Annotated in this window: 22 protein-coding genes and 1 pseudogene; 22 read left to right on the top strand and 1 reads right to left on the bottom strand. The window is 35.4% G+C overall.

Annotation, left to right across the window (positions count from 1 at the left end; genetic code table 11):
* The first annotated feature begins 154 nt into the window (after positions 1–154).
* The 8 genes from E8M05_RS05615 (at position 155) to E8M05_RS05580 (ending at position 10536) form a co-directional block, all read left to right on the top strand.
* Positions 155–1693: an ABC-F family ATP-binding cassette domain-containing protein gene (locus tag E8M05_RS05615; protein WP_048791171.1), complete on the top strand. Its 1539-nt coding sequence runs from the start codon at positions 155–157 to the stop codon at positions 1691–1693.
* A 348-nt stretch (positions 1694–2041) separates the two neighbouring features.
* The gene (locus tag E8M05_RS05610) at positions 2042–3577 is read left to right on the top strand and encodes an MFS transporter (RefSeq protein WP_013851833.1); all 1536 of its coding nucleotides are present in this window, start codon (positions 2042–2044) and stop codon (positions 3575–3577) included.
* A 49-nt stretch (positions 3578–3626) separates the two neighbouring features.
* The gene (locus tag E8M05_RS05605) at positions 3627–4658 is read left to right on the top strand and encodes a sugar kinase (RefSeq protein WP_003064810.1); all 1032 of its coding nucleotides are present in this window, start codon (positions 3627–3629) and stop codon (positions 4656–4658) included.
* 10 nt (positions 4659–4668) lie between these two features.
* Positions 4669–6468 carry a beta-glucuronidase gene (gene uidA / locus E8M05_RS05600; protein WP_048791169.1) on the top strand — a complete coding sequence of 600 codons (1800 nt, stop codon included), beginning with the start codon at positions 4669–4671 and terminating at the stop codon, positions 6466–6468.
* A 30-nt stretch (positions 6469–6498) separates the two neighbouring features.
* Positions 6499–7218, top strand: coding sequence for a FadR/GntR family transcriptional regulator (locus tag E8M05_RS05595; RefSeq protein WP_003064808.1), 720 nt, complete (start codon positions 6499–6501; stop codon positions 7216–7218).
* Between the two features lie 138 nt (positions 7219–7356).
* Positions 7357–7992: a bifunctional 4-hydroxy-2-oxoglutarate aldolase/2-dehydro-3-deoxy-phosphogluconate aldolase gene (locus E8M05_RS05590; RefSeq protein WP_048791168.1), complete on the top strand. Its 636-nt coding sequence runs from the start codon at positions 7357–7359 to the stop codon at positions 7990–7992.
* A complete protein-coding gene (gene uxaC / locus E8M05_RS05585; protein ID WP_048791167.1) occupies positions 7979–9376 on the top strand; it encodes a glucuronate isomerase in 1398 nt (465 codons plus the stop codon). Before E8M05_RS05590 ends, uxaC begins: the two co-directional genes overlap by 14 nt.
* Positions 9377–9441: 65 nt before the next feature.
* Complete coding sequence (locus E8M05_RS05580; RefSeq protein ID WP_048791166.1) at positions 9442–10536, top strand: mannonate dehydratase; 1095 nt, start codon at positions 9442–9444, stop codon at positions 10534–10536.
* Here the strand turns inward: E8M05_RS05580 and E8M05_RS11280 are convergent.
* Positions 10446–10790 carry a hypothetical protein gene (locus tag E8M05_RS11280; RefSeq protein ID WP_193389817.1) on the bottom strand — a complete coding sequence of 115 codons (345 nt, stop codon included), beginning with the start codon at positions 10788–10790 and terminating at the stop codon, positions 10446–10448. The genes E8M05_RS05580 and E8M05_RS11280 overlap by 91 nt on opposite strands.
* A gap of 221 nt (positions 10791–11011) precedes the next feature.
* Here E8M05_RS11280 and E8M05_RS05570 point away from each other — a divergent pair, with 221 nt between their 5' ends.
* The 14 genes and pseudogenes from E8M05_RS05570 (at position 11012) to E8M05_RS05505 (ending at position 24609) form a co-directional block, all read left to right on the top strand.
* Complete coding sequence (locus E8M05_RS05570) at positions 11012–11851, top strand: SDR family oxidoreductase (protein WP_048791165.1); 840 nt, start codon at positions 11012–11014, stop codon at positions 11849–11851.
* Between the two features lie 33 nt (positions 11852–11884).
* Positions 11885–13417: a hypothetical protein gene (locus E8M05_RS05565; protein ID WP_048791164.1), complete on the top strand. Its 1533-nt coding sequence runs from the start codon at positions 11885–11887 to the stop codon at positions 13415–13417.
* A 595-nt stretch (positions 13418–14012) separates the two neighbouring features.
* The gene (locus tag E8M05_RS05560) at positions 14013–14813 is read left to right on the top strand and encodes an HAD family hydrolase (protein ID WP_082144659.1); all 801 of its coding nucleotides are present in this window, start codon (positions 14013–14015) and stop codon (positions 14811–14813) included.
* A 10-nt stretch (positions 14814–14823) separates the two neighbouring features.
* Positions 14824–16614 carry a glycoside hydrolase family 3 protein gene (locus E8M05_RS05555; protein WP_048791162.1) on the top strand — a complete coding sequence of 597 codons (1791 nt, stop codon included), beginning with the start codon at positions 14824–14826 and terminating at the stop codon, positions 16612–16614.
* A 43-nt stretch (positions 16615–16657) separates the two neighbouring features.
* The gene (locus E8M05_RS05550) at positions 16658–18382 is read left to right on the top strand and encodes a glycoside hydrolase family 3 protein (protein ID WP_048791161.1); all 1725 of its coding nucleotides are present in this window, start codon (positions 16658–16660) and stop codon (positions 18380–18382) included.
* Between the two features lie 284 nt (positions 18383–18666).
* A pseudogene (locus tag E8M05_RS11860) lies at positions 18667–18864 on the top strand (hypothetical protein); the annotation flags it as partial.
* A gap of 205 nt (positions 18865–19069) precedes the next feature.
* On the top strand, positions 19070–19441 hold the full coding sequence (locus E8M05_RS05545) for a GntR family transcriptional regulator (protein WP_041973410.1): 372 nt from the start codon (positions 19070–19072) through the stop codon (positions 19439–19441).
* A gap of 2 nt (positions 19442–19443) precedes the next feature.
* Positions 19444–20292 carry an ATP-binding cassette domain-containing protein gene (locus E8M05_RS05540; RefSeq protein WP_136596420.1) on the top strand — a complete coding sequence of 283 codons (849 nt, stop codon included), beginning with the start codon at positions 19444–19446 and terminating at the stop codon, positions 20290–20292.
* A complete protein-coding gene (locus E8M05_RS05535; protein WP_048791160.1) occupies positions 20292–20945 on the top strand; it encodes an ABC-2 transporter permease in 654 nt (217 codons plus the stop codon). The genes E8M05_RS05540 and E8M05_RS05535 overlap by 1 nt, the downstream gene beginning before the upstream one ends.
* Positions 20946–21098: 153 nt before the next feature.
* Entirely contained in the window at positions 21099–21356 is a 258-nt protein-coding gene (locus E8M05_RS05530) for a DUF3592 domain-containing protein (RefSeq protein WP_048791159.1), read from the top strand.
* Between the two features lie 78 nt (positions 21357–21434).
* Positions 21435–21626, top strand: coding sequence for a DUF4177 domain-containing protein (locus E8M05_RS05525; protein WP_048791158.1), 192 nt, complete (start codon positions 21435–21437; stop codon positions 21624–21626).
* A 23-nt stretch (positions 21627–21649) separates the two neighbouring features.
* On the top strand, positions 21650–21880 hold the full coding sequence (locus E8M05_RS05520; RefSeq protein ID WP_048791157.1) for a hypothetical protein: 231 nt from the start codon (positions 21650–21652) through the stop codon (positions 21878–21880).
* A gap of 166 nt (positions 21881–22046) precedes the next feature.
* Entirely contained in the window at positions 22047–22817 is a 771-nt protein-coding gene (locus tag E8M05_RS05510) for an ABC transporter ATP-binding protein (RefSeq protein ID WP_048791156.1), read from the top strand.
* Positions 22807–24609 (top strand): ABC transporter permease, encoded by a 1803-nt coding sequence (locus tag E8M05_RS05505; RefSeq protein ID WP_048791155.1) that lies wholly within the window; start codon positions 22807–22809, stop codon positions 24607–24609. Before E8M05_RS05510 ends, E8M05_RS05505 begins: the two co-directional genes overlap by 11 nt.
* Positions 24610–24653 lie beyond the last annotated feature (44 nt).

The raw sequence follows: 24653 nt of genomic DNA, 5'->3' as shown, positions 1-24653 counted from the left end.
ACAAGAGCTTTTTTACTTACTGAAAATCAACGTTTTCATAAAAGAAAACATTGATTTAGGCTTTAAACTCATGCTATAATTGAAAAGATTATTTGAAAATTAGGCTGCTAGCGCAGCTATTTTCAATAAAAAACGAATGAAAGTAATATAAATAATGAGTATTTTAGAAGTTAAACATTTAAGTCATGGTTTTGGTGAGCGCACGATTTTTGAGGATGTCTCATTTCGTCTGTTAAAAGGGGAGCATATCGGTCTTGTCGGAGCCAATGGTGAGGGAAAATCAACCTTTATGAGCATTGTTACTGGTCATTTGCAGCCAGATGAGGGAAAAGTAGAGTGGTCAAAATACGTAACGGCTGGTTATTTGGATCAACACACGGTTCTTGAGGCAGGAATGAGCGTGCGTGACGTTTTGCGAACAGCTTTTGATGAGCTTTTCAAGACAGAAGCACGTATCAACGAGATTTATATGTCTATGGCGGATGATGGCGCTGATATGGACGCTTTGATGGAAGAAGTAGGGGAACTACAAGACCGTCTGGAATCACGTGATTTTTACACCTTAGACGCTAAAATTGATGAAGTCGCGCGTGCCCTTGGTGTGATGGATTTTGGTATGGATTCTGATGTTACCGAACTTTCTGGTGGGCAACGTACCAAGGTGTTATTGGCAAAACTGTTGCTTGAAAAACCAGATATCTTACTTTTGGACGAACCGACTAACTACCTTGATGCCGAACACATCGAATGGTTGAAACGTTATTTACAGAATTACGAGAATGCCTTTGTCTTAATTTCACATGACATTCCATTCTTAAATGATGTTATCAATATCGTTTATCATGTGGAAAATCATGATTTGGTGCGTTATACTGGTGATTATGATAATTTCCAAGCTGTTTATGCCATGAAAAAAGCACAATTAGAAGCAGCTTATGAACGTCAACAGAAAGAAATCGCAGACTTACAAGATTTTGTTAATCGTAACAAGGCGCGTGTTGCCACACGTAATATGGCAATGTCACGTCAGAAAAAATTGGATAAGATGGAACGCATCGAGTTACAATCTGAAAAGCCGAAACCTTCTTTTGAATTTAAAGAGTCGCGTACACCAAGTCGTTTCATCTTCCAGACACAGAATTTAGAAATCGGTTATGACCACCCATTGACAAAACCACTCAATCTCACTTTTGAGCGCAATCAGAAAGTGGCTATCATTGGTGCCAATGGTATCGGTAAAACGACTTTGCTGAAAAGCTTGCTTGGTATTATTCCGCCAATTTCAGGTAGTGTTGAACGTGGCGATTACATTGAACTTGGTTATTTTGAACAAGAAGTCGTAGCAGGAAATCGTCAAACGCCGCTCGAAGCTGTTTGGGATGCTTTCCCAGCGCTCAATCAAGCAGAAGTCCGTGCAGCACTTGCACGTTGTGGATTGACTTCAAAACACATTGAAAGCCAAATTCAGGTGCTTTCAGGTGGTGAACAAGCCAAAGTTCGCTTCTGTTTATTAATGAATCGTGAAAATAACGTTCTTGTCCTTGACGAACCAACCAACCACTTGGACGTTGATGCCAAAGAAGAACTCAAACGTGCCCTAAAATCCTACAGAGGAAGCATTCTCATGGTTTGCCACGAGCCTGATTTCTACGAAGGCTGGACAGAAGTCTGGGACTTTAACAACATGATGTAAAATAAAAAAGAAATGTTGTGTCTTGAACTCTAAGAGTTAAGATAATAAATGACAATATTAAGTAAAAGATTTAGTTCTATACCACGTAGGACTAAATCTTTTTTATTAAGCTTGATAAAATATTCTACTGCTATTTTTGTTGATTCACCCCATGACTCTCTAAAAATATGGATGTTTTTAATTTCTAATAAGTTGCCCTTCTTAATTATCAGATGATTTATGCGCGTTTTTAATAAAAAAACATTATTTTTAAAGTTTTTCAAATTTTATATTGACAATTCATCTGATGAATAATAAAATATAACTAAATAAAAACGCTTTCATAAAAAGCGACAAGGAGGACTTCAGATGAGTCACAAAATGGAGAGAAGCGATACAGTCGCTTACAATCGAGCAAAATTATGGCAAATTGTATGTTTTGCGATGAACAATTCATCTAGTAACATGTACATTTTTACTTTTAGCTATATCACTTATTTTGCGACAGGAATACTTGGATTGGCAGCAATTGCTATCAGTCAAATTATGGGGTATATTCGTATCTTCGATGGTGTGATTGACCCTGCTATCGGAATCATTATAGATAAGACAGATACAAAATTTGGAAAGTATCGTCCAATTATTATTCTGGGAAATTTAATAACAGCGGCATCTTTTTGGTTCCTATTCAACATTGATATGTTTGGACAATCTTTACGATTCCCGATGTTTTTACTTGCTTTAATTGTGCACAAAATCGGTTATTCATTCCAACAGACTGTCACAAAGGCTGGTCAAACAGCTTTAACTAACGATCCAAAGCAACGTCCTATTTTTAACATGGTAGATGGCATTGTTACTACTGCATTATCAACAGCTGTTGCTTATGTGATTACAAATATCTTGGTTAAACAATACGGTGGTTTTACAGGTGAGATGTTTGATGTTCTTGTCTTTTGGGTAATTAGCATTTCAGCGGTTTTAGGTGTGATTGCTATTATTGGAATTTGGCAAAAAGATCGCAAAGAATACTTTGGCTTAGGTGAAAAAACTCAAAAAACAGATTTAAAAGATTATTGGAAGGTTCTTAAAGGGAATAAACCACTTCAAGTATTATCGTTATCTGCTGCTTTAGTAAAATTTGTGACACAATTATTTAGTGATGCTGTTATGACAGTAATGCTCTTTGCTATTTTATTTGGCAATTATGATTTAGCAGGAAACTTTAGTTTACTTGTGATTATTCCTGGAATGATTATTAATTTTGCTTTTTCTGCCTTTGCTCGTCGTAAAGGACTTAGAACAGCCTATGTTTTAGCCCTAAAAATCGGCATTATTGGTTTGTTATCTTTTGCAGCCGTTCTATTCTTTGGTGAACCTGGAAAATTAAGTTTAACACATGTGAATTTGTATACGATTCTATTCTGTATTACTTATATCGTTGGGCGTTATGTATCAAGTGTCCCTTCAGGACTAGTTTTAACAATGGGGGCTGATATCTCAGATTACGAAACTTCTGTTTCTGGGCGTTACGTTTCTGGTATGATTGGGACTATTTTTTCACTAACAGATTCTATTGCCTCTTCTTTTGCACCTATGGTTATTGGTTGGGGTGTAGCTGCAATCGGCTTTACAAAAGAATACCCTACTGTTGGAACACCACTGACACCTGAATTAAAGTGGGTTACTATCTTATTGATTGCTGTTATTCCAGCGGCTTTCCTTTGCATTTCTCTTTTCCTAATGCATTACTACAAGTTAGATGTTAAAGAAATGACTCGTATTCAAGAAAAAATACATGTTATGAAAGCCGCAAAAGATGAAGAACGTGTTAGAGACATTGCTAAGAATGTTCCACTTTCTGATATGGAATATGTGGATTTATCTAAATATCCGTTAGATTAAGGAAAAATAATTTTTTACAAATACTCGTTTATTATAAGGAGGGGTTGAAATGAAGGTTGTTGCTTTTGGAGAAATTATGTTAAGGTTATCACCTCCACAGCATCAAACGCTCACTCAGGCTACACAGTTAGACTGCCAATTTGGAGGTTCAGAACTTAATGTTCTTTCAACCTTAGGACAGTTGGGGCACAAAGTTTCTATAGTATCTGCTATACCAGATAATGACTTAGGTCACATGGCAGAGTCTTTCTTGTTTGCACATCAAATAGATCAAGAACATTTAGTTAAAACAGGAAATAGGCTTGGAATTTATTACTATCAAAAAGGTTTTTCTTTAAGAAGTAGTCGTGTTTTGTATGATCGTAAGTATTCATCATTTTATGAATCTCAATTATCAGATTACGATTTAGATGCTATTATAGAAGATATGGATTGGCTTCATATTAGCGGTATAACAGTAGCATTAAATCCTAGAATTTACGATATTGCACTTGCTTTAATGGCTAAAGCGAAAGACCAAAACATTCCTATTTCATTTGACTTGAATTACCGTGAGAGTCTTTGGAAATCATTTCAAGATGCACGGGAGCAGTTATCAAAACTAGTTTCTTTAGCAGACGTATGTATTGGAATTGAGCCTGTTTCGATAGTAAGTGAACGTGGAACTGACTTAAAAGATGATTTAGGCTTATCAAGACCTTATAAAGATCGCGATGCATTGTTAATGGTTTTAAAAGCAATGGTTGATCAGTATGATTTGAAGTATATTGCTTTTACAGAACGCGAAATCGGTGCGACTAATGAGTATCTTTTAAAAGCCTATTTATATGATGGACAAGATGAGAAATTATATGAAACAGACCGTGAGTCAATACAGGTGTTGGATCGTGTAGGAACTGGTGATGCATTTACAGCAGGTATTATTTATGGTCTTATTGAAAACGCTTCAGTTAAAGAAACTTTAGAACTTGGAATGGCTAGTTTTAAATTCAAGCACACTATCGAGGGTGATATTAATATAGTGACTAAAAAAGATATTACACAGTTTATGACAAAAGGTGATTTAGATATTAAACGATAGGAGAAATGATATGTTATATCCAATATTGACAAAAACACGGAGTATTTATGATTTAAACGGATTATGGAACTTTAAACTTGGTAGTCATGATCCAAAAAAACTTTTGAGCTCAAGTGAAGTTATGATGGTACCAACATCATTTAATGATGTTGTTGTAGATGAAGAAAAAAGGAATTATATTGGAGATTTCTGGTACGAGCGCTTTATAGAATTACCTCCAATTGGAGAAAATCAAGAGGCAGTCTTGCGTTTTGGATCAGTCACACACCACGCTAAAATTTATGTGAACGGAGAATTTTTAGGAGAACATAGTGGGGGATTTACTCCATTTGAAGTTATCATTCCAGAAAAACTTCTGTCAGAAGACAGAATAAAAGTTTCTATTTGTGCCAATAACGAACTTAATTATAAGACGCTTCCGGTCGGTAACTATAGCGAGGAAGTGAGAGAAGATGGAAGCGTTAAGAAGAAGGTTCAAGAGAATTTTGATTTCTTCAATTATGCAGGAATTCATCGACCAATCAAACTCATTGTTCGACCTAAGATTCACATTTCAGATCTAGTGATTACAAGTCAGTTATCTGATGATTTAAAGTCAGCGATTGTTAATGTTGATGTAACTTCTAGTCAAGAAGTAGATGATATCAATATTACGATATTTGATGAGGAGCATAAAGAAGTAGCTATTTTAGAAAATGGCTCAACTACACTTCATAATGTTAGGCTATGGGAAGTTTTGGATGCTTACTTATATACAGTCCATGTTGAATTAATAAAAGACGAGGAAGTTGTCGATACTTATGATGAGCCATTCGGTGTCCGAAGTATCCGTGTTGCAGATGGACAGTTTTTAATTAATGAAAAACCGTTTTATTTCAAGGGCTTTGGAAAACACGAAGACACCTTTATCAATGGAAGAGGCTTGAACGAAGCGGCTAACTTATTAGATTTGAATTTATTAAAAGAAATTGGAGCTAATTCATTCAGAACCTCTCATTATCCTTATTCAGAAGAAATGATGCGTTTAGCTGATAGATTAGGTGTTGTTGTTATCGATGAAGTTCCAGCAGTTGGTTTATTCCAGAACTTCAATGCCTCTTTAGATTTATCTCCTAAAGATAATGGGACTTGGAATGTCATGAAAACGAAAGAAGCACATGAGCAAGTTATTGCAGAATTAGTTAAGAGAGACAAAAATCATCCTTCGGTGGTTATGTGGGTTGTTGCTAATGAACCAGCAAGTCACGAAGAAGGAGCACATGAGTATTTTGAACCTTTGGTCAAGTTATATAAAGATTTAGACCCTGAAAAACGTCCAGTTACTCTCGTCAATATTATGATGGCAAATCCAAAAAACGATAAAGCTATGGATCTTGTTGATGTTATCTGTCTCAACCGCTATTATGGTTGGTATGTTGAACACGGAAATTTGGTGAAAGCAGAAGAGGAATTAGGGAAAGAGTTAGAAGAGTGGCAAGCACTATACCCTGATAAACCTATTGTGATGACAGAATATGGTGCTGATACTCTTCCTGGCCTTCATTCTATGTGGCATACTCCTTATACTGAAGAGTTCCAAATTGATTTTTATGATATGAGTCACAAAGTATTTGATAGTATTCCTAATCTGGTTGGTGAGCAAGTCTGGAATTTTGCTGATTTTGAAACCAACTTAATGATTCTTCGCGTACAAGGGAATCATAAAGGTCTATTTTCTCGAAATCGACAACCTAAAAGCGTAGTAAGACACTTCAAAAAACGTTGGGAATCTATTCCTAATTATGGTTATAAGTCTAAAAAAATAGTATAATAGTCCTAAACTGATTTAGGAGGAAAGATTATGGCAGATCGGCCACTGGTTGACAAAACTGCTGAGCGTTTGATGGCATTTATTTTAGATAATGGTTACGAAGTTGGGCAAAAATTGCCTAACGAATATGATCTATCTGAAGCACTTGGAGCAGGACGCAGCACTGTTCGTGAAGCAGTCAGGAGTCTTGTGGCTCGCAATATCCTTGAAGTGAGACAAGGCTCAGGAACTTATATTAGTTCTAAGCGAGGAGTAGTAGAAGATCCTTTTGGCTTTGCTTTTGTGAAAGATCGCATTAAGTTAACGACTGATTTATTTGAATTAAGGTATTTATTAGAGCCTAGAATCGCTGAACGCGCAGCCCAATTCGGAAAGGAAGAGGATATCCAGCGACTGGAACAAATTGCGATTGAGATCGAAGAAGCACTAGCAGCGGACGATCCGAAACATCTAGAACTGGATGTGCAATTCCACAGCTTATTAGCAGAAATGAGTGGTAATGTTGCTGTTAAAAGTTTAATCCCTGTTATTAACGAATCCATCCAAATCATTAATGAAGATTATACAAATCGTCGGATGAAACAATCAAGTATTGAAGCACATAGGAATATCTTAAAAGCGATTCAATCCAGACATCCTATAGCTGCTTACGATAGTATGTTGTCACATATTTTAACAGTTAGGCAAACAGTGTTAAACGATTGGTACGAAAAGGATATAGACATTCAAGGGTTACCAAAATCAAAATAAATTTGTTTATAGAATTAAAATAAAAAAAGGTTGAGTACCTCTCAATCTTTTTTTATTTTTTCAGTAAAAAGCTTGACAAATCATCTGATGACTTCTATAATGTAATTATGATAGCGATTACAAATACAGGAGGAATATATGTTAACTATTTTAAAAAAAAATTATTTCTTTGCTGTTATACGTGGCAAGGATGAAAAGGATGCAAAAGAAATTTCACGCCGTGCTATCGCAGGTGGGATTCGTAATATTGAAATTACATTTTCGACGCCAAATGCGGTACAAGTCATCAGTGATTTATCTGAGGAATTTGCAGATTGTGAAGATGTAGTTATAGGAGCTGGAACAGTAATGACACCAGAACTTGCTCATAAAGCAATTGCAGCAGGAGCGCAGTTTTTAGTGAGTCCATATTTTTCTCAAGATATTGCAACTATCGCTAACCAAGAAGGAAATCTTTATTTTCCTGGTTGTGCTACAGCAACAGAGATTGTGACAGCAATGAAGGCTGGATGTCCAATTATTAAAGTATTTCCAGGAGGTGTCGTAGGACCGAGTTTTATCAAAGACATTCATGGCCCTATTCCTCAAGTAGATTTAATGCCTTCTGGAGGCGTTTCAGCAGTCAATGTTGCTGAATGGAAAAAAGCTGGAGCCTGTGCAGTTGGTATAGGATCGGCTCTAGCTGCTCGAGTGGATAGTGAAGGGTATAATTCGGTGACAGAAATAGCTAAAGAATTTGTAGCAGCAATAGGAGGTCAAAATGGGATTCAATGATAAAAATTTTATGTTAACTAATGAAGCAGCTTGTAAATTGTATGAGCAGATTAAAGATCAACCTATTTTTGATTATCACTGTCACCTTGATCCAAAAGAAATCTTTGAAGATAAGGTTTATGATAATATTGTTGATTTATGGCTTGGTGGGGATCACTATAAATGGCGTCTTATGCGAGCTCAAGGCATCTCCGAGGAAGAAATCACGGGGTCAGCTAGTCGACTAGATAAATTTAAAGCTTTTGCACGCAGCCTATCTAGAGCGTACGGTAACCCTGTTTATCACTGGTCAGCTATGGAATTGAGAAATGTCTTTGGCGTAGAGGAAGTCTTAACGGAAGAAAATGCTGAATCTATCTATAATCGTGTCAATCAATATCTTATAGATAAAAAAATCAGTCCTCGTAAATTGATTAGAGATAGTAAAGTTACTTTTATCGGAACAACGGATCATCCGTTAGACACATTAGAATGGCATAAAAAGTTAGCTGCGGACAAAACTTTTGAAACAGAAGTTGCTCCAACTTTTCGTCCAGACGAAGCCTTCATCGAACATAAAAACTTTAGTAGTTTTACACAACGGTTAAGTCAGGTAACAGAAATTTCAATAGAGACATTTAAAGATCTTATCTCTGCCTTAGAACAACGAATTGCTTATTTTGCTGAAAATGGTTGCAAAGCCAGTGATATTAGTTTTACTGAGATTGTCTACGAAGAAACAACTCCTAAAATGTTAGATCATCTTTTGAAAAAAGTACAAGTAGGATATCGGCCAAATCAGTTAGAAATTAACCAATGGCAAACAGCTGTTTTTGCAGAGTTGTGCCGTTTATATAAGCAATATGGTTTTGTAACTCAGGTGCATTTTGGAGCACTTCGCAATAATCACACAGGTATTTATGAAAAATTAGGAGCGGATGTAGGAGTAGATTCCCTTGGTGATCAAGTTTCACTTGCAGTCAACATGAATCATCTTCTAGATAACCTTGCTCAAAAAAATCAGTTACCTAAAATGATTTGGTATAATTTGAATCCAAGTTATAACATCACTGTAGCCAATACTATAGCTAATTTCCAAAGTAATGAGGAGAACGTCAAATCTTATCTTCAGTTTGGAGCAGGTTGGTGGTTTGCAGACACCAAGTCAGGTATGCTGAGTCAAATGACTGCTTTATCTGAACAAGGTGTATTAGCTAATTTCGTTGGTATGTTGACAGACTCTCGTAGTTTCCTATCGTATCAACGACACGATTACTTCCGACGTATCTTAGCTTCCTTCTTGGGGCAATGGATAATAGATGGAGAAGTTCCTGAAGACTATGAAGCAATTGGTCAACTAGCAAAAGATATTGCTTACAACAATGCAGTAGAATATTTTAACTAAGAAAGGAAAAAATCAGTTTTATTTTCATTTTAGAAATGATAAAAACTGAGGTTTGAGGAATTATTATGAAAATGTCGTTTCGCTGGTATGGGAAAAATGATCCCGTATCACTTGAAGAAATAAAAGCTATTCCAGGAATGCAAGGGATAGTGACAGCTGTTTACGATGTTCCGGTTGGACAAGCTTGGCCATTAGAAAATATTTTAGAGTTGAAAAAAACAGTTGAAGATGCTGGTCTTGAAATTACTGTTATCGAATCAATTCCGGTTCATGAAGATATCAAACAAGGTAAACCTAATCGAGATAAATTGATTGAAAATTATAAGACATCTATTGAAAACGTTGGAAAAGCAGGGATTCCAGTTGTTTGTTATAATTTTATGCCAGTCTTTGACTGGACGCGTTCAGATCTTAATCACCCACTACCAGACGGTTCAACGTCATTAGCCTTTTTGAAATCGGATTTAGAAGATGTTGATCCTATAGCAGATGATTTAAATCTACCGGGCTGGGATTCATCTTATTCAAAAGAAGAGATGAAAGCTATTATTGAAAATTATCGTCATAATATTTCAGAAGAAGATTTATGGATGAATCTAGAATACTTCATCAAAGCAATTATGCCAACTGCTGAGGCTGCTGGAGTAAAAATGGCAATTCACCCTGATGATCCTCCGTATAGGATTTTTGGTCTCCCTCGAATTATCACTGGACAAGATGCTGTTGAACGGTTTTTGGATATTTATGATTCAGAAAACAACGGTATTACCATGTGTGTAGGTTCTTATGCTTCAAATCCCAAAAATGATGTTATCGCCATGACTGAATATGCCCTAAAGCGTAATCGCATTAACTTTATGCACACACGCAATGTAACTGCTGGAGACTGGGGCTTCCAAGAGACAGCTCATTTATCACAAGCAGGTGATATTGATATGAATGCCATTGTGAAGTTATTAGTTGCATATGATTGGAAGGGAGCACTTCGTCCTGATCATGGTCGACGTATTTGGGGAGATCAGACGAAAACTCCTGGGTATGGCTTGTATGATCGTGCATTAGGTGCTACCTACTTCAATGGCTTGTATGAAGCTAACATGCGTGCAGCAGGAAAAACACCTGATTTTGGAATTGTTAAAAAAACAGTTGAAGATATGTAATCGTCCCTATCTATTTGATAACGTTCAATGGTCACGTCAGAGCGTAGCTTATGAGCCATTAAAAGGGCATCTTTCCTACCTGTCTTAGTTTTTCTAAGAGATTGTGATTTGGCAAGCTTAAAGTTAGTCATCACCATTTCTCCAGTCTCACTGATACAGGCTAAATCGTGTTTATTTTTAGCAATATTAACACCAACATAGAACATAAGGTTTTGGTTCATTTCAAAACGATTAGCGACTGTTGTTCGTTCCACGGACATTTTATCTTGTGTAAGAATACAAGATAAAATGTCAAAGCGTTATCATTCTCATTACCAATTAAACAAAGAGCTGTGGTTAGAGCTTCTTTTAAATCACCAAATCGATTGGTAAACGATACTAATCCACAGTTAAGTATAAAGCAACTCTAAAGATAATTAAAGAAAGGGTTTATATTGGTGGGAGTTCCCCACTAACATAAATATAAGGTAAACTTATGTCTAAAGTTATTGAATTTAAAGATAAAGTAGTAGTGGTTACTGGAGCTGGGGGTGTACTCTGCGGTTACATGGCAAAGGAATTCGCCAAAGCAGGTGCCAAAGTTGCATTATTAGATTTGAATCAAGAAGCGGCACAAAAATTTGTTGATGAGATTGAAGTCAATGGAGGTGTCGCTAAAGCATACAAAGTTAATGTTCTAGATAAAGATAATTTAGAAGAAGTCCGTCAAGCGGTACTGGCAGACTTTGGACCAACAGATATTCTCATTAATGGTGCAGGTGGAAACAATCCTAAAGCTACTACCGATAATGAATTCCATCAAACAAATTTACCTGAAGATACAAAAACATTTTTTGATCTTGACCAATCAGGTATTGAATTTGTGTTCAACCTTAATTACTTGGGCACATTGCTTCCAACTCAAGTCTTTGCACAAGATATGGTTGGGCGTAAAGGAGCAAACATTGTCAATATTTCTTCTATGAACGCTTTTACTCCTTTGACTAAAATCCCTGCTTATTCTGGTGCTAAAGCCGCTATTTCAAACTTTACCCAGTGGTTAGCAGTACATTTTTCAAAAGTTGGTATTCGTTGTAATGCTATCGCTCCAGGTTTTCTTGTAACTAACCAGAATAGAGGTCTTCTTTTTAACAAAGACGGTTCACCTTCAGAGCGTGCGGAAAAAATTCTTAATCAAACCCCAATGAATCGCTTTGGGGAAGCAGAAGAATTGATTGGTGGTCTCTTCTTTTTGGCAGATGAAAAATCAGCAAGTTTTGTAAATGGAGTTGTCCTTCCTATTGACGGTGGTTTTTCAGCTTATTCTGGTGTTTAAATAACGCTCTAACAATTTAATAAGGAGAGTATTATGACTAAAACTATTACACTTGATTTAGATAATTTACATAAAATTCGTGATATCAATCCACTTTTAGCTTCATACAATGTGGAGTTTGCTGAAGTAACAGGTGGAACTTTTTGGAAGGCTTACTCAGACGATCAGATTTCTGGTAAAGAAGCGTTTTATGTTGAACCTTCAAATGATGGGATTGAGGCTATGTATAAGGATTTGATGCAAGAATATGATCCTATTGACTTGTCAAATGAAAAACTTCGTTATTTAACCAAAGCTCTAGGGGAAGCATGGATTAGAGTTTCAGGAACTTGGTCAACAAAAACTTACTATGATTTTGTTGATGAAACAGGAGGTAAACCTCCTCAAGGATATCTTAATGTTCTTACTAAAGAACAGTGGATTGGGGTTCTTGATTTTGTTAAAGCCGTTGGAGGCCATTTAAAAATTTCAATGGCCAATTGCCCAGGTTTACATTCAGCTGAAGAGCCTTGGCATCCGACTGAAGCTGAAAAAATCTTTGAACTAAGTCAGGCATATGGTGTTCCGATTGAAGCTGTTGAATTCGCCAATGAACCAAATATGTTAGAAGATACTGGATTTCCAAAAGGTTACACTGCTGCACATTACCGTCGTGACCAAGATTTATTTTTCCAATGGTTGGAAGAACATTATCCAAATTGTTTAAAAGTCGGTCCAAGTTCAACTGGTGGAGATGATATCACTTTCGGAAATCCAAATAATCAAAGTGGTGCTGGTGGTGTTGAGCAGGTAGCTCGTGAAACTGTTAATTGCGAAGATTTATTAGAAGGTACGAGGGTTCCATTAGACATCTTTTCTTACCATTACTATAACGGTATTTCAGAACGTCTTGCTTCGGTTATGCCAGAAGGCCATTGGTCGTCAGAAGATGCATTATCAGAAGCCTACTTGTCTGTAGCCTCAGATTTTTGTAAAACTTACCTGCCATTACGTGATCGATTTGTTCCGGGTGCAGAAATGTGGGTAACTGAGTCAGGTGATGCTGGTGGGGGAGGAAATACTTGGGCCTCTACTTACTTAGATGTTCCGCGGACCTTAAATGAAATGGGAACATTTGCAAAACTTACCGACGGTATTATTTTCCATAATACCTTAGCTTCATCAGATTATGGTTATTTAGCACGTCAAGTATTTGATCCAAGACCAAACTATTTTGCGGTATTATTATGGAACCGTTTGATGGGAACAGAAGTTTTTGATAGTCAAATTCCAATCCAAGAGGGAGCCCATGTTTTTGTTCATTCTCGCAAAGACCAAAAGGATGGAAAAGCAATTTTAATTATTAATAATTCCGAGCTGGAAGCGACTAGTTTGAAGTTAGAATCAGAAGCACATATTTACCGTTTATCTGGTAAGGATGGTCAAAAACGCGCTGATAAAATCACTCTAAATGGTGAAACACTATCCTTAAGAGAGGATGGAACCTTGCCTGAACTAGTAGGAGAAGTATTTTCAGGTAGTGAACTAATTATTAATCCAACAGAATGCGTATTTATCATAATTTAAGAAGATAAAAAAGACAAACCTCGTTTTAATATACTCCCCTAATAGTTAGTGGACAGTGAAAAACAAAAATTCACTAGACATTACTAAGAGGGGTTTTTATATGTTTAAAATCAGTATAGGGGAAACTAGAGATTGTTCAATTAGTAGTTCTTAATCATGAAAACAATCAAGTCAATAGGATCAAGTGAGTCAATCGACCATCAGTAGATAGCTAACTCGTTATTAAAAATTTTGTTCTACTGAAAGTTGTGGTTTCTTCATAATTGCATTCGCAACAAGCCCTTGACAAAACGCAAACTAATAAGTTTTAGAACAATCAAGCAGAAATGAAATAGTCTACCCTTTTACGGCATAGAAAAAGACAGTCAATTTCAAGTGTTGTTCTTCTATAACTTTCTATAAGTCGTTACATAAGGCTATTTCATTAGTTGTAAATTTCCTGATATTTTTTTCTTTTAAATACTGTATTTATGCGGATAATTTACATTTTAGCACTGTTTTTTTAGTTAAAAAATCGATTATCAATTGACAGCGCTTTCCTGAGGTGATATACTTAATTCATCAGATGATTTTAGAGTAAAAAGGAGTTATAATCATGTCTAAAAATAAAGAATATGCTTTTTGCATTGACTCAGATGGTTGTGCAATGGATACAATGACCTATAAACATCAGCTCTTTTTTGGACCATTAGCTGCTAAAGTTTTTAAAGTTCCAAATCAAGAAGATTTTTTGAAAAAATGGGATTATATCAACCTTTTTAGTAGAACAAGAGGAGTCAATCGTTTTGTTGGATTAGTCATGGGATTAGAGTATGGTGATATTGGTGGTATTGATAAATTGAAACAATGGGTTGATTCAACACCATCTCTATCTAATGCCTCTTTAGAGAAGGAGTTAAAGCAAAATCCATCAGATGATTTAGAGAAAGCATTGAAGTGGTCAAAGGAGGTAAATCAACATATTAAAGAATATCAAGGTGATGCTCTTGCGTTTGTAGGCGTTCAAGAAGGTTTAGCTATGCTTCATGAGTTAGGAAAAGTCTATGTAGTATCATCTGCCAACCGTGAGGCTGTTGAAGAAGAGTGGAGTGACCAAGCACTAATTGGTTACGTGGATAACTTATATTGTCAAGATTTTGGAAAAAAAGAGGATGTTATTGCTGCTCTAGTAGCTGAAGGATACAAGCGAGACCATCTTTTAATGGTTGGAGATTCTCCAGGTGATTTAGCTGCTGCTGAACAAAATCAGGTTGCGTTTTATCCCATATTAGTTGGTAAGGAAACAGAATCGTGGAAAAATCTTAAAGATTCTTTTTCACAAAAGTTTATAAGCGGACATGTCTCTACAGAAGAATTAGAACAGTTAAAACAATCATTTTGGGAAAATTTAGAATAGGAGAGTCTTTATGGCACATTTAGTAGATTTAACACAAAAACCCTATTGCTTAGATGCTCAAGCCATTACATGGGTCGAATCAACCATAGCTTCTATGAACTTAGATGAAAAAATTGGTCAACTTTTTGTCAATATGGGATCTAGTCGCACAGAAGAGTATTTGACGCAGGTATTGAAAGATTATAAGATTGCTGCCGTTCGTTACAATAAAGGGAAGGCTGATGAAATTTGGGAACAAAACCATATTTTACAAACTAAGTCAAAAATCCCTTTGTTAATAGCTGCTAATACAGAGGCTGGTGGAGATGGTGCTGTTACTGATGGTACCAAAATTGGAGATGAAATTAAGATTGCTGCCACCAACGATCCAAAATATGCTTACGAAATGGGACGTATAGCAGGTATTGAAGCGGCAGCAGTTGGTTGTAATGTATCATTTGCACCTATAGTTGATTTAACACGCAACTGGCGTAACCCAATTATCGCTAATCGTAACTGGGGATCCAATGTAGACCAAGTTATTACCTTGTCAAAAGAATATATGAAAGGAATCATGGAGCAGGGGATTATGCCATTTGCCAAACATTTCCCAGGAGACGGAATTGACGAACGTGATCATCATTTGTCTTTTGCTTCAAATCCAATGACTAAGGAAGAGTGGATAACTACTTTTGGTCGTATTTATGGCGAACTGGTTGATGCAGGACTTCCTGGTATTATGGCAGGACATATTCATTTGCCAAAAGTGGAAAAAGAAATGCACCCTGAACGAGATTGGGATGATATGTTGCCTGCCTCACTCAATAAGACTCTGCTAGATGAATTATTACGTGGCGAACTTGGTTACAACGGAGTTATTGTGACAGACGCCTCACACATGGTTGCTATGACAGCTTCTATGCCACGTCGTCTCATGTTACCAACAGCTGTAGAAGCAGGTTGTGATCTCTTTCTATTCTTTAACGCCCCAGAAGAAGATTTACAATGGATGAAAGAAGGATATGAAGCGGGTATTCTTACTGAAGAAAGGTTACATGATGCCCTTCGACGCACCCTTGGTTTGAAAGCACGTTTGGGACTACATTTATTTGAAGGGCGCCGTGAGGAAATTATGTTACCAAAAGAAGAAGCGCTATCCCTTATTAACACTAAGGAATCACAAGCTATTGCAGATGAAGTTGCTGATAAAGCCATTACCCTTGTTAAAGATAAACAAAAAGATATTTTGCCTGTTACCCCTGATCGCTACAAACGCATTTTGATTGTTAATGTGGAAGGGCATAAAGGAGGTTTTGGGGCCATGATTGCCGGTCAGAAAAAACGAGCTTCAAATGTAGTTAAAGACCTACTACAAGCACGGGGACATGACGTAACAGTTTGGGAATCAACTGAAGAACGAATTATGCAGTTACCTGAAAATGAACGCGCAGCGGCTATCGCTAATGTTTATGCTCAAAAGCAACCAATTTCAAATTTAACAGATCATTATGATTTAATCCTTAACTTAGTGGATGTCAATTCTGGCGGAACTGTTCAAAGAATTGTATGGCCAGCAGCTAAAGGCACACCAGATCAGCCGTTTTATGTGCATGAGATTCCAACTATTGTAGTTTCTGTACAACATGCTTTTGCCCTTGCGGACATGCCACAAGTAGGAACTTATATTAATGCTTATGACGGCAAAGATAATACGATGAAATATCTGGTTGAAAAATTAGCTGGCGAATCAACTTTCACAGGTGTTTCTCCTGTGGATGCCTTCTGTGGTCTAATTGATACTCACTTATGGCGAGAGTATTAAAGTAATAAACGCTTAATCTGATAAAAAAAGAAAGGAATAGTATATGCCAAAAACAGTCAATTTAAAACAAAAACCTTATCAACTTAATGATCAACAACTAGCTTGGGTAGAAAAGACTCTAAGCCAATTAAGTGATGAAGAAAAAATCGGACAACTCTTTGTTAACCTCTTTTTCTTTGGTGAAGATGCTTTTAGCGGCAATCAATTAACCAATAAAGAAATTTTAGAAAAATACCATATCGGTGGTGCGCGTTACATGAATGGTACTCCTGAACAGGTGCAGACTCTCTTGAATGACCTACAAAGCCACAGTAAAGTTCCTTTATTAGTAGCAGCTAACTGTGATTCTGGTGGAGATGGTGCAGTGACGGGAGGAACTTATATTTCTTCTGGAGCGCAATCAGAAGCCAGTCGCGATCCATGGGTTGCGTACCATGCTGGTCTTGTTTCAGCTAGAGAAGAAAAAGCCCTAGGGGTCAATGTTAATTTTGATCCATGTGTAGACATTCTAGAAAATTGGCGCAACACCATCGTCAACACGCGAGCATATGGTACAACAGCCCAAGATGTGATAACCTACACTTCAGCCTATCTAGACGGATTGACAGCAGAGGGAGATATCATTCAGTGTATTAAGCATTTTCCCGGTGATGGAACTGAAGAGCGCGATCAACATCTAGTCTTGGGGGTCAATGAATTAAGTCCAGAACGTTGGGAAGAAAGTTTTGGGCAAGTTTATCGTCATCATATAAATCGTGGGGTTGAAATGATTATGGCTGGCCATATCGCATTACCTCATTATCAAAAAGAACTAAACCCAGAGCTGACTGATGAGGATATTTTACCTGCTACTTTAGCACCAGAATTGATTACAGATCTCTTAAAAACTCGCCTTGATTTTAACGGATTAGTGATTACTGATGCCTCACATATGCTTGGAATGACCTCGGCTATGCGGAGAGAGGACTATGTACCAAGAGCCATCGCAGCAGGCTGTGACATGTTCTTATTCTTTAATGATATGGAAGAAGATTTTAACTTCATGCTCAAAGGTTACCAAGAAGGAGTGATTTCTAAAGAACGTTTAGATGACGCAGTACGTCGTATTTTAGGTCTAAAAGCAAAATTAAATCTCCATATCAAACAAGCTGATGGTAGTCTTCTTAAATCTCCTGAAGAACTTGCCGTTATCGGGTGTGAAGAGCACCTGGCTTGGCAAAAAGAAGCTTCGCAAAAGGCTATTACTCTTTTAAAAGATACCCAAGGAAATCTCCCAATTAGCCCAGAAACTCACAGACGCATTCGTCTATACTATTTGGAGGGGGAAAAAGGAGGTATTATGGCTACAAATGATGAAGTACTTGAAAATCTGAAACAAGCCCTAGAAGCAAGGGGCTATGAAGTAACGATTAATGATGGTAACACTCGTGTCAAAGGTGAAACTTTAACTTATCGTCACAACGTAGATTTGGCATTGACTGTTGCTCATGTCATTGGCTATGGGGCTCAAAATAACTATCGTATCCAATGGAAGACAGCCATGTCTAATGAAGTACCATGGTATGTTCACGAAGTACCAACAGTCTTTGTTTCCCTCAACTATACAACCCATCTGCATGATGTTACTATGGTTAAAACGGCTGTTAACGCTTATCATCATAATGCTAATACTATTGAATCCCTCTTAGACTGTCTAGAAGGAAAAGCAGCCTTTAAAGGTCAAGCCAATGACTTAGTTTGGGCTAATAAGTGGCAAGCAAAATTATAATTGACAAAAAACTTTCATAAATCTAACCTCCTTATTAGAAATCAATGTTAAAATTAACTTAAAAACAACAGTAGATACACCTCTGAGTCTAACAATAAACTCAGAGGTGTTTTCATATGCCATTCAAAAACTATTATCAATTGGTCGTTTGGAAGTCACTCTTCAAGCAAACCATATCAAAAGAAATCCTCACAAAATGAGGACAGGTCATTGCTATATGGAAATAGAACGACATGCATTAAAAAGCTAATTGAACCGCACTGCTTTACCAACTACACCCGTTCGTTTATGCTGAAAGCAAACAATGCTGGACGAAGAATGCAGAGCATGTCGATATCATTAAAAAGAAATAAATGACGGTTATATTGGTACTACAACAATGAAAGTTGGGGTGAAACTACCTATTATATTGACATCAATACAAATTTTAAGAATGGCTACAAGATCATAGCTCATACATGAGTGCCGACCAGATTTCAGATGATGAGATTCCAAAGGCAATGCAGGTATGGTAGTAGGCGTTTGTGCTATATAAGGATAGTAACTGGAAGATTGTGTAGGATAAATTATATAGCGTGCATTTCTTATCAGATTTGCACGCCTCACTCTTTTTTGTGAAAACACTATATAACACTTGACAACAGTATCGTTCTGTTATACACTGTTTATACAGAAAGGGGCTGTGAGATGAGAATTATTATAAACCATTCTTCAATGATACCTATTTACGAGCAAATAGTAGAACAAGTTAAAACTTTAATTCGGAATGGAAAATTAAAAGAAAATGATAATCTTCCGTCTGTTCGTTCTCTTGCAAAAGAATTAAAAATAAGTGCTTTAACTGTAAAAAAAGCATACGATAACTTGGAAAATGAGGGATTTACAGTGACAATTCATGGAAAAGGAACGTATGTTACTGCTACAAATACGGAGCTTTTATTAGAGGAGCAGAAAAAGGAATTAGAAACTGATTTAGAACGAGTTATTCAAAAAGGCAGATGTTACGGTATCAGTGATGAAGATATAAAAAAACTATTTGAGTTAATTTTGGAGGGTTAGATATGTTAAAGATTGAACATTTGAAAAAAAGTTATGAAAACTTTTCGCTTGATTACTCACTTGAAGTAAAGAAAGGTCATGTAACTGGTTTGATTGGTCAAAATGGTGCAGGAAAAAGCACTACATTTAAAGCTATTTTAGGGTTAATTTCCTTTGATAGTGGAACTATAAATATTCTTGGAAAGTCATTACAAGATTTTACTGCAAAAGATAAACAAGATTTGGGAGTAGTTCTTTCAGACTCTGGCTTTAGTGGATATTTAACAATCAATGATATTATTCCTATTATTGATAGTCTATATCAAAATTTTGATAAATCATTTTTTATAGAACAAGTTAAAAAGTTTCAGCTTCCACGAAATAAAAGAATAAAAGATTTTTCAACTGGTATGAAAGCGAAAGTAAAAGTCTTAGTTGCTGTTTCACACAATGCAAAGTTGTTAATTCTTGATGAACCAACGGCGGGATTAGATGTAATAGCTAGAGATGAATTACTAGAAATGCTAAGAGATTTTATAGAAAAGGACGAAGAACGCTCTATTTTAATTAGTTCTCATATTTCTAGTGATTTAGAAACTTTATGTGATGACCTTTATATGATACATCAAGGAAAGGTAATCATGCACGAAGATACTGATGTATTATTAAGCGATTATGCCCTGCTTAAAGTTGATGAAGAAGAATATTCTAAATTAGATAGACAATATATTTTACGTACAAAAAACGAAAGCTATGGATATAGTTGTTTAACTAATCAAAAACAGTATTATATCGAAAATTATCCTCAGATAGCGATTGAAAAAGGAAATATAGACGAAGTAATAACAATGATGATTAGAGGTGTTGAATAATGAAAGGTTTATTGATTAAAGATTTTAAGTTACTGAAAGGACAAAAAAACTTCTTTATGGCGATTGTTGCCATTTCACTGATAATGATAATAACATCTCCAGGGACTTCGTTTCCTATTGGTTTCTTAGGCTTTGTTGGTTCATTGTTCTCGTTGAGTTCAATTAGCTATGATGAATTTGATAATGGAAATGCTTTTTTATTTTCTTTACCGATAACACGAAAAGATTATGTACTTGAAAAATATATCTTCGGATTGATTTCGGGAATAACTTCTTTGCTGTTGGGAACTGTTATTAGTTTAATTGCTATTGGTATTGCAAAAACAGGCAGTTTTAATGAAATTTTTATAACAGCAGGTTCTTTATTTCCTACTATTTTATTGATTTTATCAATCATGCTTCCTTTTATCTTGAAATTTGGTGGCGAAAAAGGAAGAGTTGCTATTATAGGTGTAATGGGATTTATATTTGTCATAGGACTGCTTATTATAAAGGCTACTGAATTTATGGGAATAGATTTATATGCACTTTTAAAAAAGCTTCCTCAATTTGAGCCACTAGTATATATAATATTATTTTTATTGCTTTCAGTTGTTATTTTAGGTATCTCCTATCTTATTAGCTTAACAATACTAAAGAAAAAAGAGTTTTAGAAAAGAGAGGTGTGCTTATGGACTTGACTATTTTGGTAGTAGGATTGATATTGGGTGTCGGTATTCCTTTAAGAAACAAAGTAATCAAAGAATATCGCAAAAATAAGGGAAATAAAGAAAAATGAAGAATATATTTTAATTGGAGTGATGTAAATGGAAAAAGAAACAATGGGTACTGTAATTTCGGTCACTAAACAATGGTGGTTAAAAATAAACAATAAATCAACACGAGTTCATGCAATGGACGGTGCAACTTTTCCATTTTTGATAAAAGTTAAATATGAGGTAAATGGAAAAAGCTATACTCGTAGGAAATGGATTAGTGCAGGTAATAATGTTCCGAATAAAGAAAGTATGGTACATGTTTTTTACTGTCAAGATAATCCATCAAAATCAAGAATAGTTCTTTAAATATCAAAAAGTTACTTAAAAATAAAGATTTTATGAAGCAATCTGTATAAGAGTTTTATATGAAAAGAGGTCTTGTAAATGAAAAAATATGAATATGTAGAAATCAATTATACTGCGAAAGATGTTGTATTCCTTTGCACCGATAAACATAAGGAAATTATCAATGGCTATGCAAAAAATGGGTATCGCTATGCAGGGTTCGTGCCGACAGAAGTTGACGCAAAAGGTTGTATGCGAAAGATAGATTTAATTTTTGAAAAAGAAGATTAACGTATTTTAGGGAGTTGGTTCTAATGATAGGGCTTAAAAAACGAGATATTAAAAAAGCATTAAGGGCAGGTGCAAAGGCTGGTGGTATGTCATTAGCTGATGTTCGGAAAAATATTGAAGCAACGATTGATGAAACTATGAATAGCACCGACCCAGAGGTGCAGGCAAATTTCAAAAAGTATTTTGGGAATAAACGCCCTACGCCAGAAGAATATATTTATATCATTACGAAAAAGACGAAGATAAAAGTTTAAGAAAAGGGTCGTGGAAATGCTTCACAAAATTGTGATCTGCATTATCACGGCTCTTTTACTCTCCGTTTACTTTCAAAACTGTAAGTGTAATTGAATACTGCCCTTGCTATAATTTAATTGTATTCCAAAACAAATAAATGTGGCAGAAAGAAAGGAGCGATTTTTAATGGAACACATTTTAAATTTAGAGCAAGTAAAAAAATACTACGGAGGTAACTCTGGAAATATCACAAAGGCAGTAGACGGTATTTCTATGTATGTAGACAAGGGCGAATTTGTCGCAATCATGGGAGCTAGTGGTTCTGGAAAGACTACCCTATTAAACTGTATCTCTACGATTGATACCGTAACCAGCGGACATATTACAGTCAACAATCAAGATATTACCAAAATCAAAGATAAAGATTTTGCTGATTTTAGACGTGAAAATCTAGGGTTCATTTTTCAAGATTTTAACCTTTTAGATACCTTAACGATTGAAGAAAACATTTCTTTGTCATTGGTAATCAACAAACAGAACCCTGCTGATATTGACAAACGAATTCATGCTATCGCCGATAAATTGGGTATTCGAGATATTTTATCAAAATTTCCTTATGAAGTTTCGGGCGGACAAAAACAGCGTTGTGCTTGTGCGAGGGCTTTAATCAATAAACCGAAACTGATATTAGCTGATGAACCGACAGGAGCTTTGGACTCAAAATCTTCCAGATTGTTACTGGAAACAATGTCTGACATCAACAAGAAAATGCAGGCTACTATTTTAATGGTAACACATGACCCGTTTAGTGCGTCTTTCTGTGAACGTATTCTGTTCTTAAAAGACGGTAAGATATTCAATGAAATTTTCAGAGGGGAAAAAAGCAGAAAAGATTTCTTCAATGAAATACTGGATATATTAACCTTGCTCGGAGGTGAAGTGGGAAATGTTAGGTAAGTTAGCATTTAGAAATACAAAAAGGAGTATGAAAGATTATTTGATTTATCTGATAACCGTTACTACTTCCTTTTCTCTTATATTTGCTTTTAATTTGGTGGCAAGTTCTGATGAAATTGTAAAGTTATGTTCCAGTATGGATACATTTAAGAATTCATTATTTGCTGTAAATATCCTTATTATTTTTGTGATATGCTTTTTGATTAACTATACAACAAAATTTATGTTTGAAAAAAGAAGTAAAGAATTAGGAACATATATGCTTCTTGGCATTAAGAAAAAAGAAATTGCCCATTTAGTTGTAATTGAAAATATACTGTTGGGAATTTTAGCATTTGTATTAGCTATTCCCATTGGCTTTTTATTCAGCCAGTTTGTATCGTTAGTAATCGTAAACTTACTGGGTATTCCCAAAACTCTCTTTATTTCTTTGAACTTCGTTTCTATTGGGCTATTGATAATTTATTTTTTAGCTATTTATATTTTGGTATTACTTAATCTTTTAAGAAGAATAAGAAAAATGACAATACGTGATTTTCTTTATTTTGATAAACAAAATGAAAAGAAAATGTTCCGTGACAGTAAAAAAAGAAATGTCATTTTTGTTTTAAGTATTATTCTTGGCGTGATTTCTCTTTTTCTTTGGAATTCACGTTGTACTATGGATAATTTTAATAAGCAAGAAACACTTACCTATTTAATGGTTAGCGTAATTATGTTGATTTTAACTTCACTACTGGCTCTGAATTATTCTAGTATCAACAAGGCTTCGTATGATATTAGCGTGAACTTAAATGCACCATATGATGTACAACTCTTTGATGATAAGAAGGCATTTGATGAATATATTCAAGTAATTAAAGAAGAATATACGATTGATAATACCATCGAGTATGACATTTATAAAGAACCTAATCATCAGGTGCAAAATTTCTTTCAAGCAGAATATTATGATTTTGACCCAGTCTTGAAATTAAGTGATTATAATAGGTTACTAGAATTAAGAAAGATGCCGTTACTTTCTTTAAATGATAACGAATACTATATAGTTACAAATAGCAAGTTTGCATATAAGGTTGAAGATAACAAAGATATTGAAACCATAACAGTATCAAATAAGAATTTGAAATTAAAAGGCTATGACACTAAGTCTTATTGGAACTCTATAACTAATATTGGTCGATTTGTTGTTGTGCTTCCAGATAAATATGTTCAAGGACTTGAAGTATCAGAAAATCATTTGATTATAGATACAAAAGAAGAAACAGACGCAGAATTAGAAAATAAGATAAAAGAAGATATGCAACATCAATTAGTAAAGGTTGATGAAAATGGAGAAATAAATGACGAATCGTATAGAGTAAATGTAAGAGGTGCAGAAATAGAACAACAAAAAGCAATGGTTGCAATAGTAGCCAGTCTGTTTATGTATATTGCATTTATTTTGATTTCCGCAGTAGGAACAATTTTGGCAGTTCAATCATTGAGCGACTCTACTAAATACAAATATCGCTACTTAACCTTGCGAAGATTAGGAATAAATGACAAGTCGCTATTTAAGACAATCAGAAAACAATTATTGATATTATTCTGTGTCCCTGCTATATCAGCAATATTATGTTCTTTCGTGATGATGTCGTCATTGAATAATGTGTATCAACAAATTTTGGGAGATAAATACCTTTATCTAATGTACTTTGGCTTGAATTTAATTATCTTCTTCTTAATTTATAGTATTTATTGGATTGCAACGTATATCGGTTTCAAACGAAATATCAATGAGGAGAGTTAGATTTTTCTAGCTCTCCTGCCGTGAAATTATTATAATGGTAAATC

This window comes from Streptococcus pasteurianus (assembly GCF_004843545.1).
Classification (GTDB): Bacteria; Bacillota; Bacilli; order Lactobacillales; family Streptococcaceae; genus Streptococcus; species Streptococcus pasteurianus.
This window is presented reverse-complemented; position numbering and strand designations above follow the sequence as displayed.

What these genes read in the sequence shown, in the direction of transcription:
- E8M05_RS05615 (WP_048791171.1), top strand. Translation starts at nt 155, where the DNA reads ATGAGTATTTTAGAAGTTAAACATTTAAGTCATGGTTTTGGTGAGCGC.
- E8M05_RS05610 (WP_013851833.1), top strand. Translation starts at nt 2,042, where the DNA reads ATGAGTCACAAAATGGAGAGAAGCGATACAGTCGCTTACAATCGAGCA.
- E8M05_RS05605 (WP_003064810.1), top strand. Translation starts at nt 3,627, where the DNA reads ATGAAGGTTGTTGCTTTTGGAGAAATTATGTTAAGGTTATCACCTCCA.
- uidA (WP_048791169.1), top strand. Translation starts at nt 4,669, where the DNA reads ATGTTATATCCAATATTGACAAAAACACGGAGTATTTATGATTTAAAC.
- E8M05_RS05595 (WP_003064808.1), top strand. Translation starts at nt 6,499, where the DNA reads ATGGCAGATCGGCCACTGGTTGACAAAACTGCTGAGCGTTTGATGGCA.
- E8M05_RS05590 (WP_048791168.1), top strand. Translation starts at nt 7,357, where the DNA reads ATGTTAACTATTTTAAAAAAAAATTATTTCTTTGCTGTTATACGTGGC.
- uxaC (WP_048791167.1), top strand. Translation starts at nt 7,979, where the DNA reads ATGGGATTCAATGATAAAAATTTTATGTTAACTAATGAAGCAGCTTGT.
- E8M05_RS05580 (WP_048791166.1), top strand. Translation starts at nt 9,442, where the DNA reads ATGAAAATGTCGTTTCGCTGGTATGGGAAAAATGATCCCGTATCACTT.
- E8M05_RS05570 (WP_048791165.1), top strand. Translation starts at nt 11,012, where the DNA reads ATGTCTAAAGTTATTGAATTTAAAGATAAAGTAGTAGTGGTTACTGGA.
- E8M05_RS05565 (WP_048791164.1), top strand. Translation starts at nt 11,885, where the DNA reads ATGACTAAAACTATTACACTTGATTTAGATAATTTACATAAAATTCGT.
- E8M05_RS05560 (WP_082144659.1), top strand. Translation starts at nt 14,013, where the DNA reads ATGTCTAAAAATAAAGAATATGCTTTTTGCATTGACTCAGATGGTTGT.
- E8M05_RS05555 (WP_048791162.1), top strand. Translation starts at nt 14,824, where the DNA reads ATGGCACATTTAGTAGATTTAACACAAAAACCCTATTGCTTAGATGCT.
- E8M05_RS05550 (WP_048791161.1), top strand. Translation starts at nt 16,658, where the DNA reads ATGCCAAAAACAGTCAATTTAAAACAAAAACCTTATCAACTTAATGAT.
- E8M05_RS05545 (WP_041973410.1), top strand. Translation starts at nt 19,070, where the DNA reads ATGAGAATTATTATAAACCATTCTTCAATGATACCTATTTACGAGCAA.
- E8M05_RS05540 (WP_136596420.1), top strand. Translation starts at nt 19,444, where the DNA reads ATGTTAAAGATTGAACATTTGAAAAAAAGTTATGAAAACTTTTCGCTT.
- E8M05_RS05535 (WP_048791160.1), top strand. Translation starts at nt 20,292, where the DNA reads ATGAAAGGTTTATTGATTAAAGATTTTAAGTTACTGAAAGGACAAAAA.
- E8M05_RS05530 (WP_048791159.1), top strand. Translation starts at nt 21,099, where the DNA reads ATGGAAAAAGAAACAATGGGTACTGTAATTTCGGTCACTAAACAATGG.
- E8M05_RS05525 (WP_048791158.1), top strand. Translation starts at nt 21,435, where the DNA reads ATGAAAAAATATGAATATGTAGAAATCAATTATACTGCGAAAGATGTT.
- E8M05_RS05520 (WP_048791157.1), top strand. Translation starts at nt 21,650, where the DNA reads ATGATAGGGCTTAAAAAACGAGATATTAAAAAAGCATTAAGGGCAGGT.
- E8M05_RS05510 (WP_048791156.1), top strand. Translation starts at nt 22,047, where the DNA reads ATGGAACACATTTTAAATTTAGAGCAAGTAAAAAAATACTACGGAGGT.
- E8M05_RS05505 (WP_048791155.1), top strand. Translation starts at nt 22,807, where the DNA reads ATGTTAGGTAAGTTAGCATTTAGAAATACAAAAAGGAGTATGAAAGAT.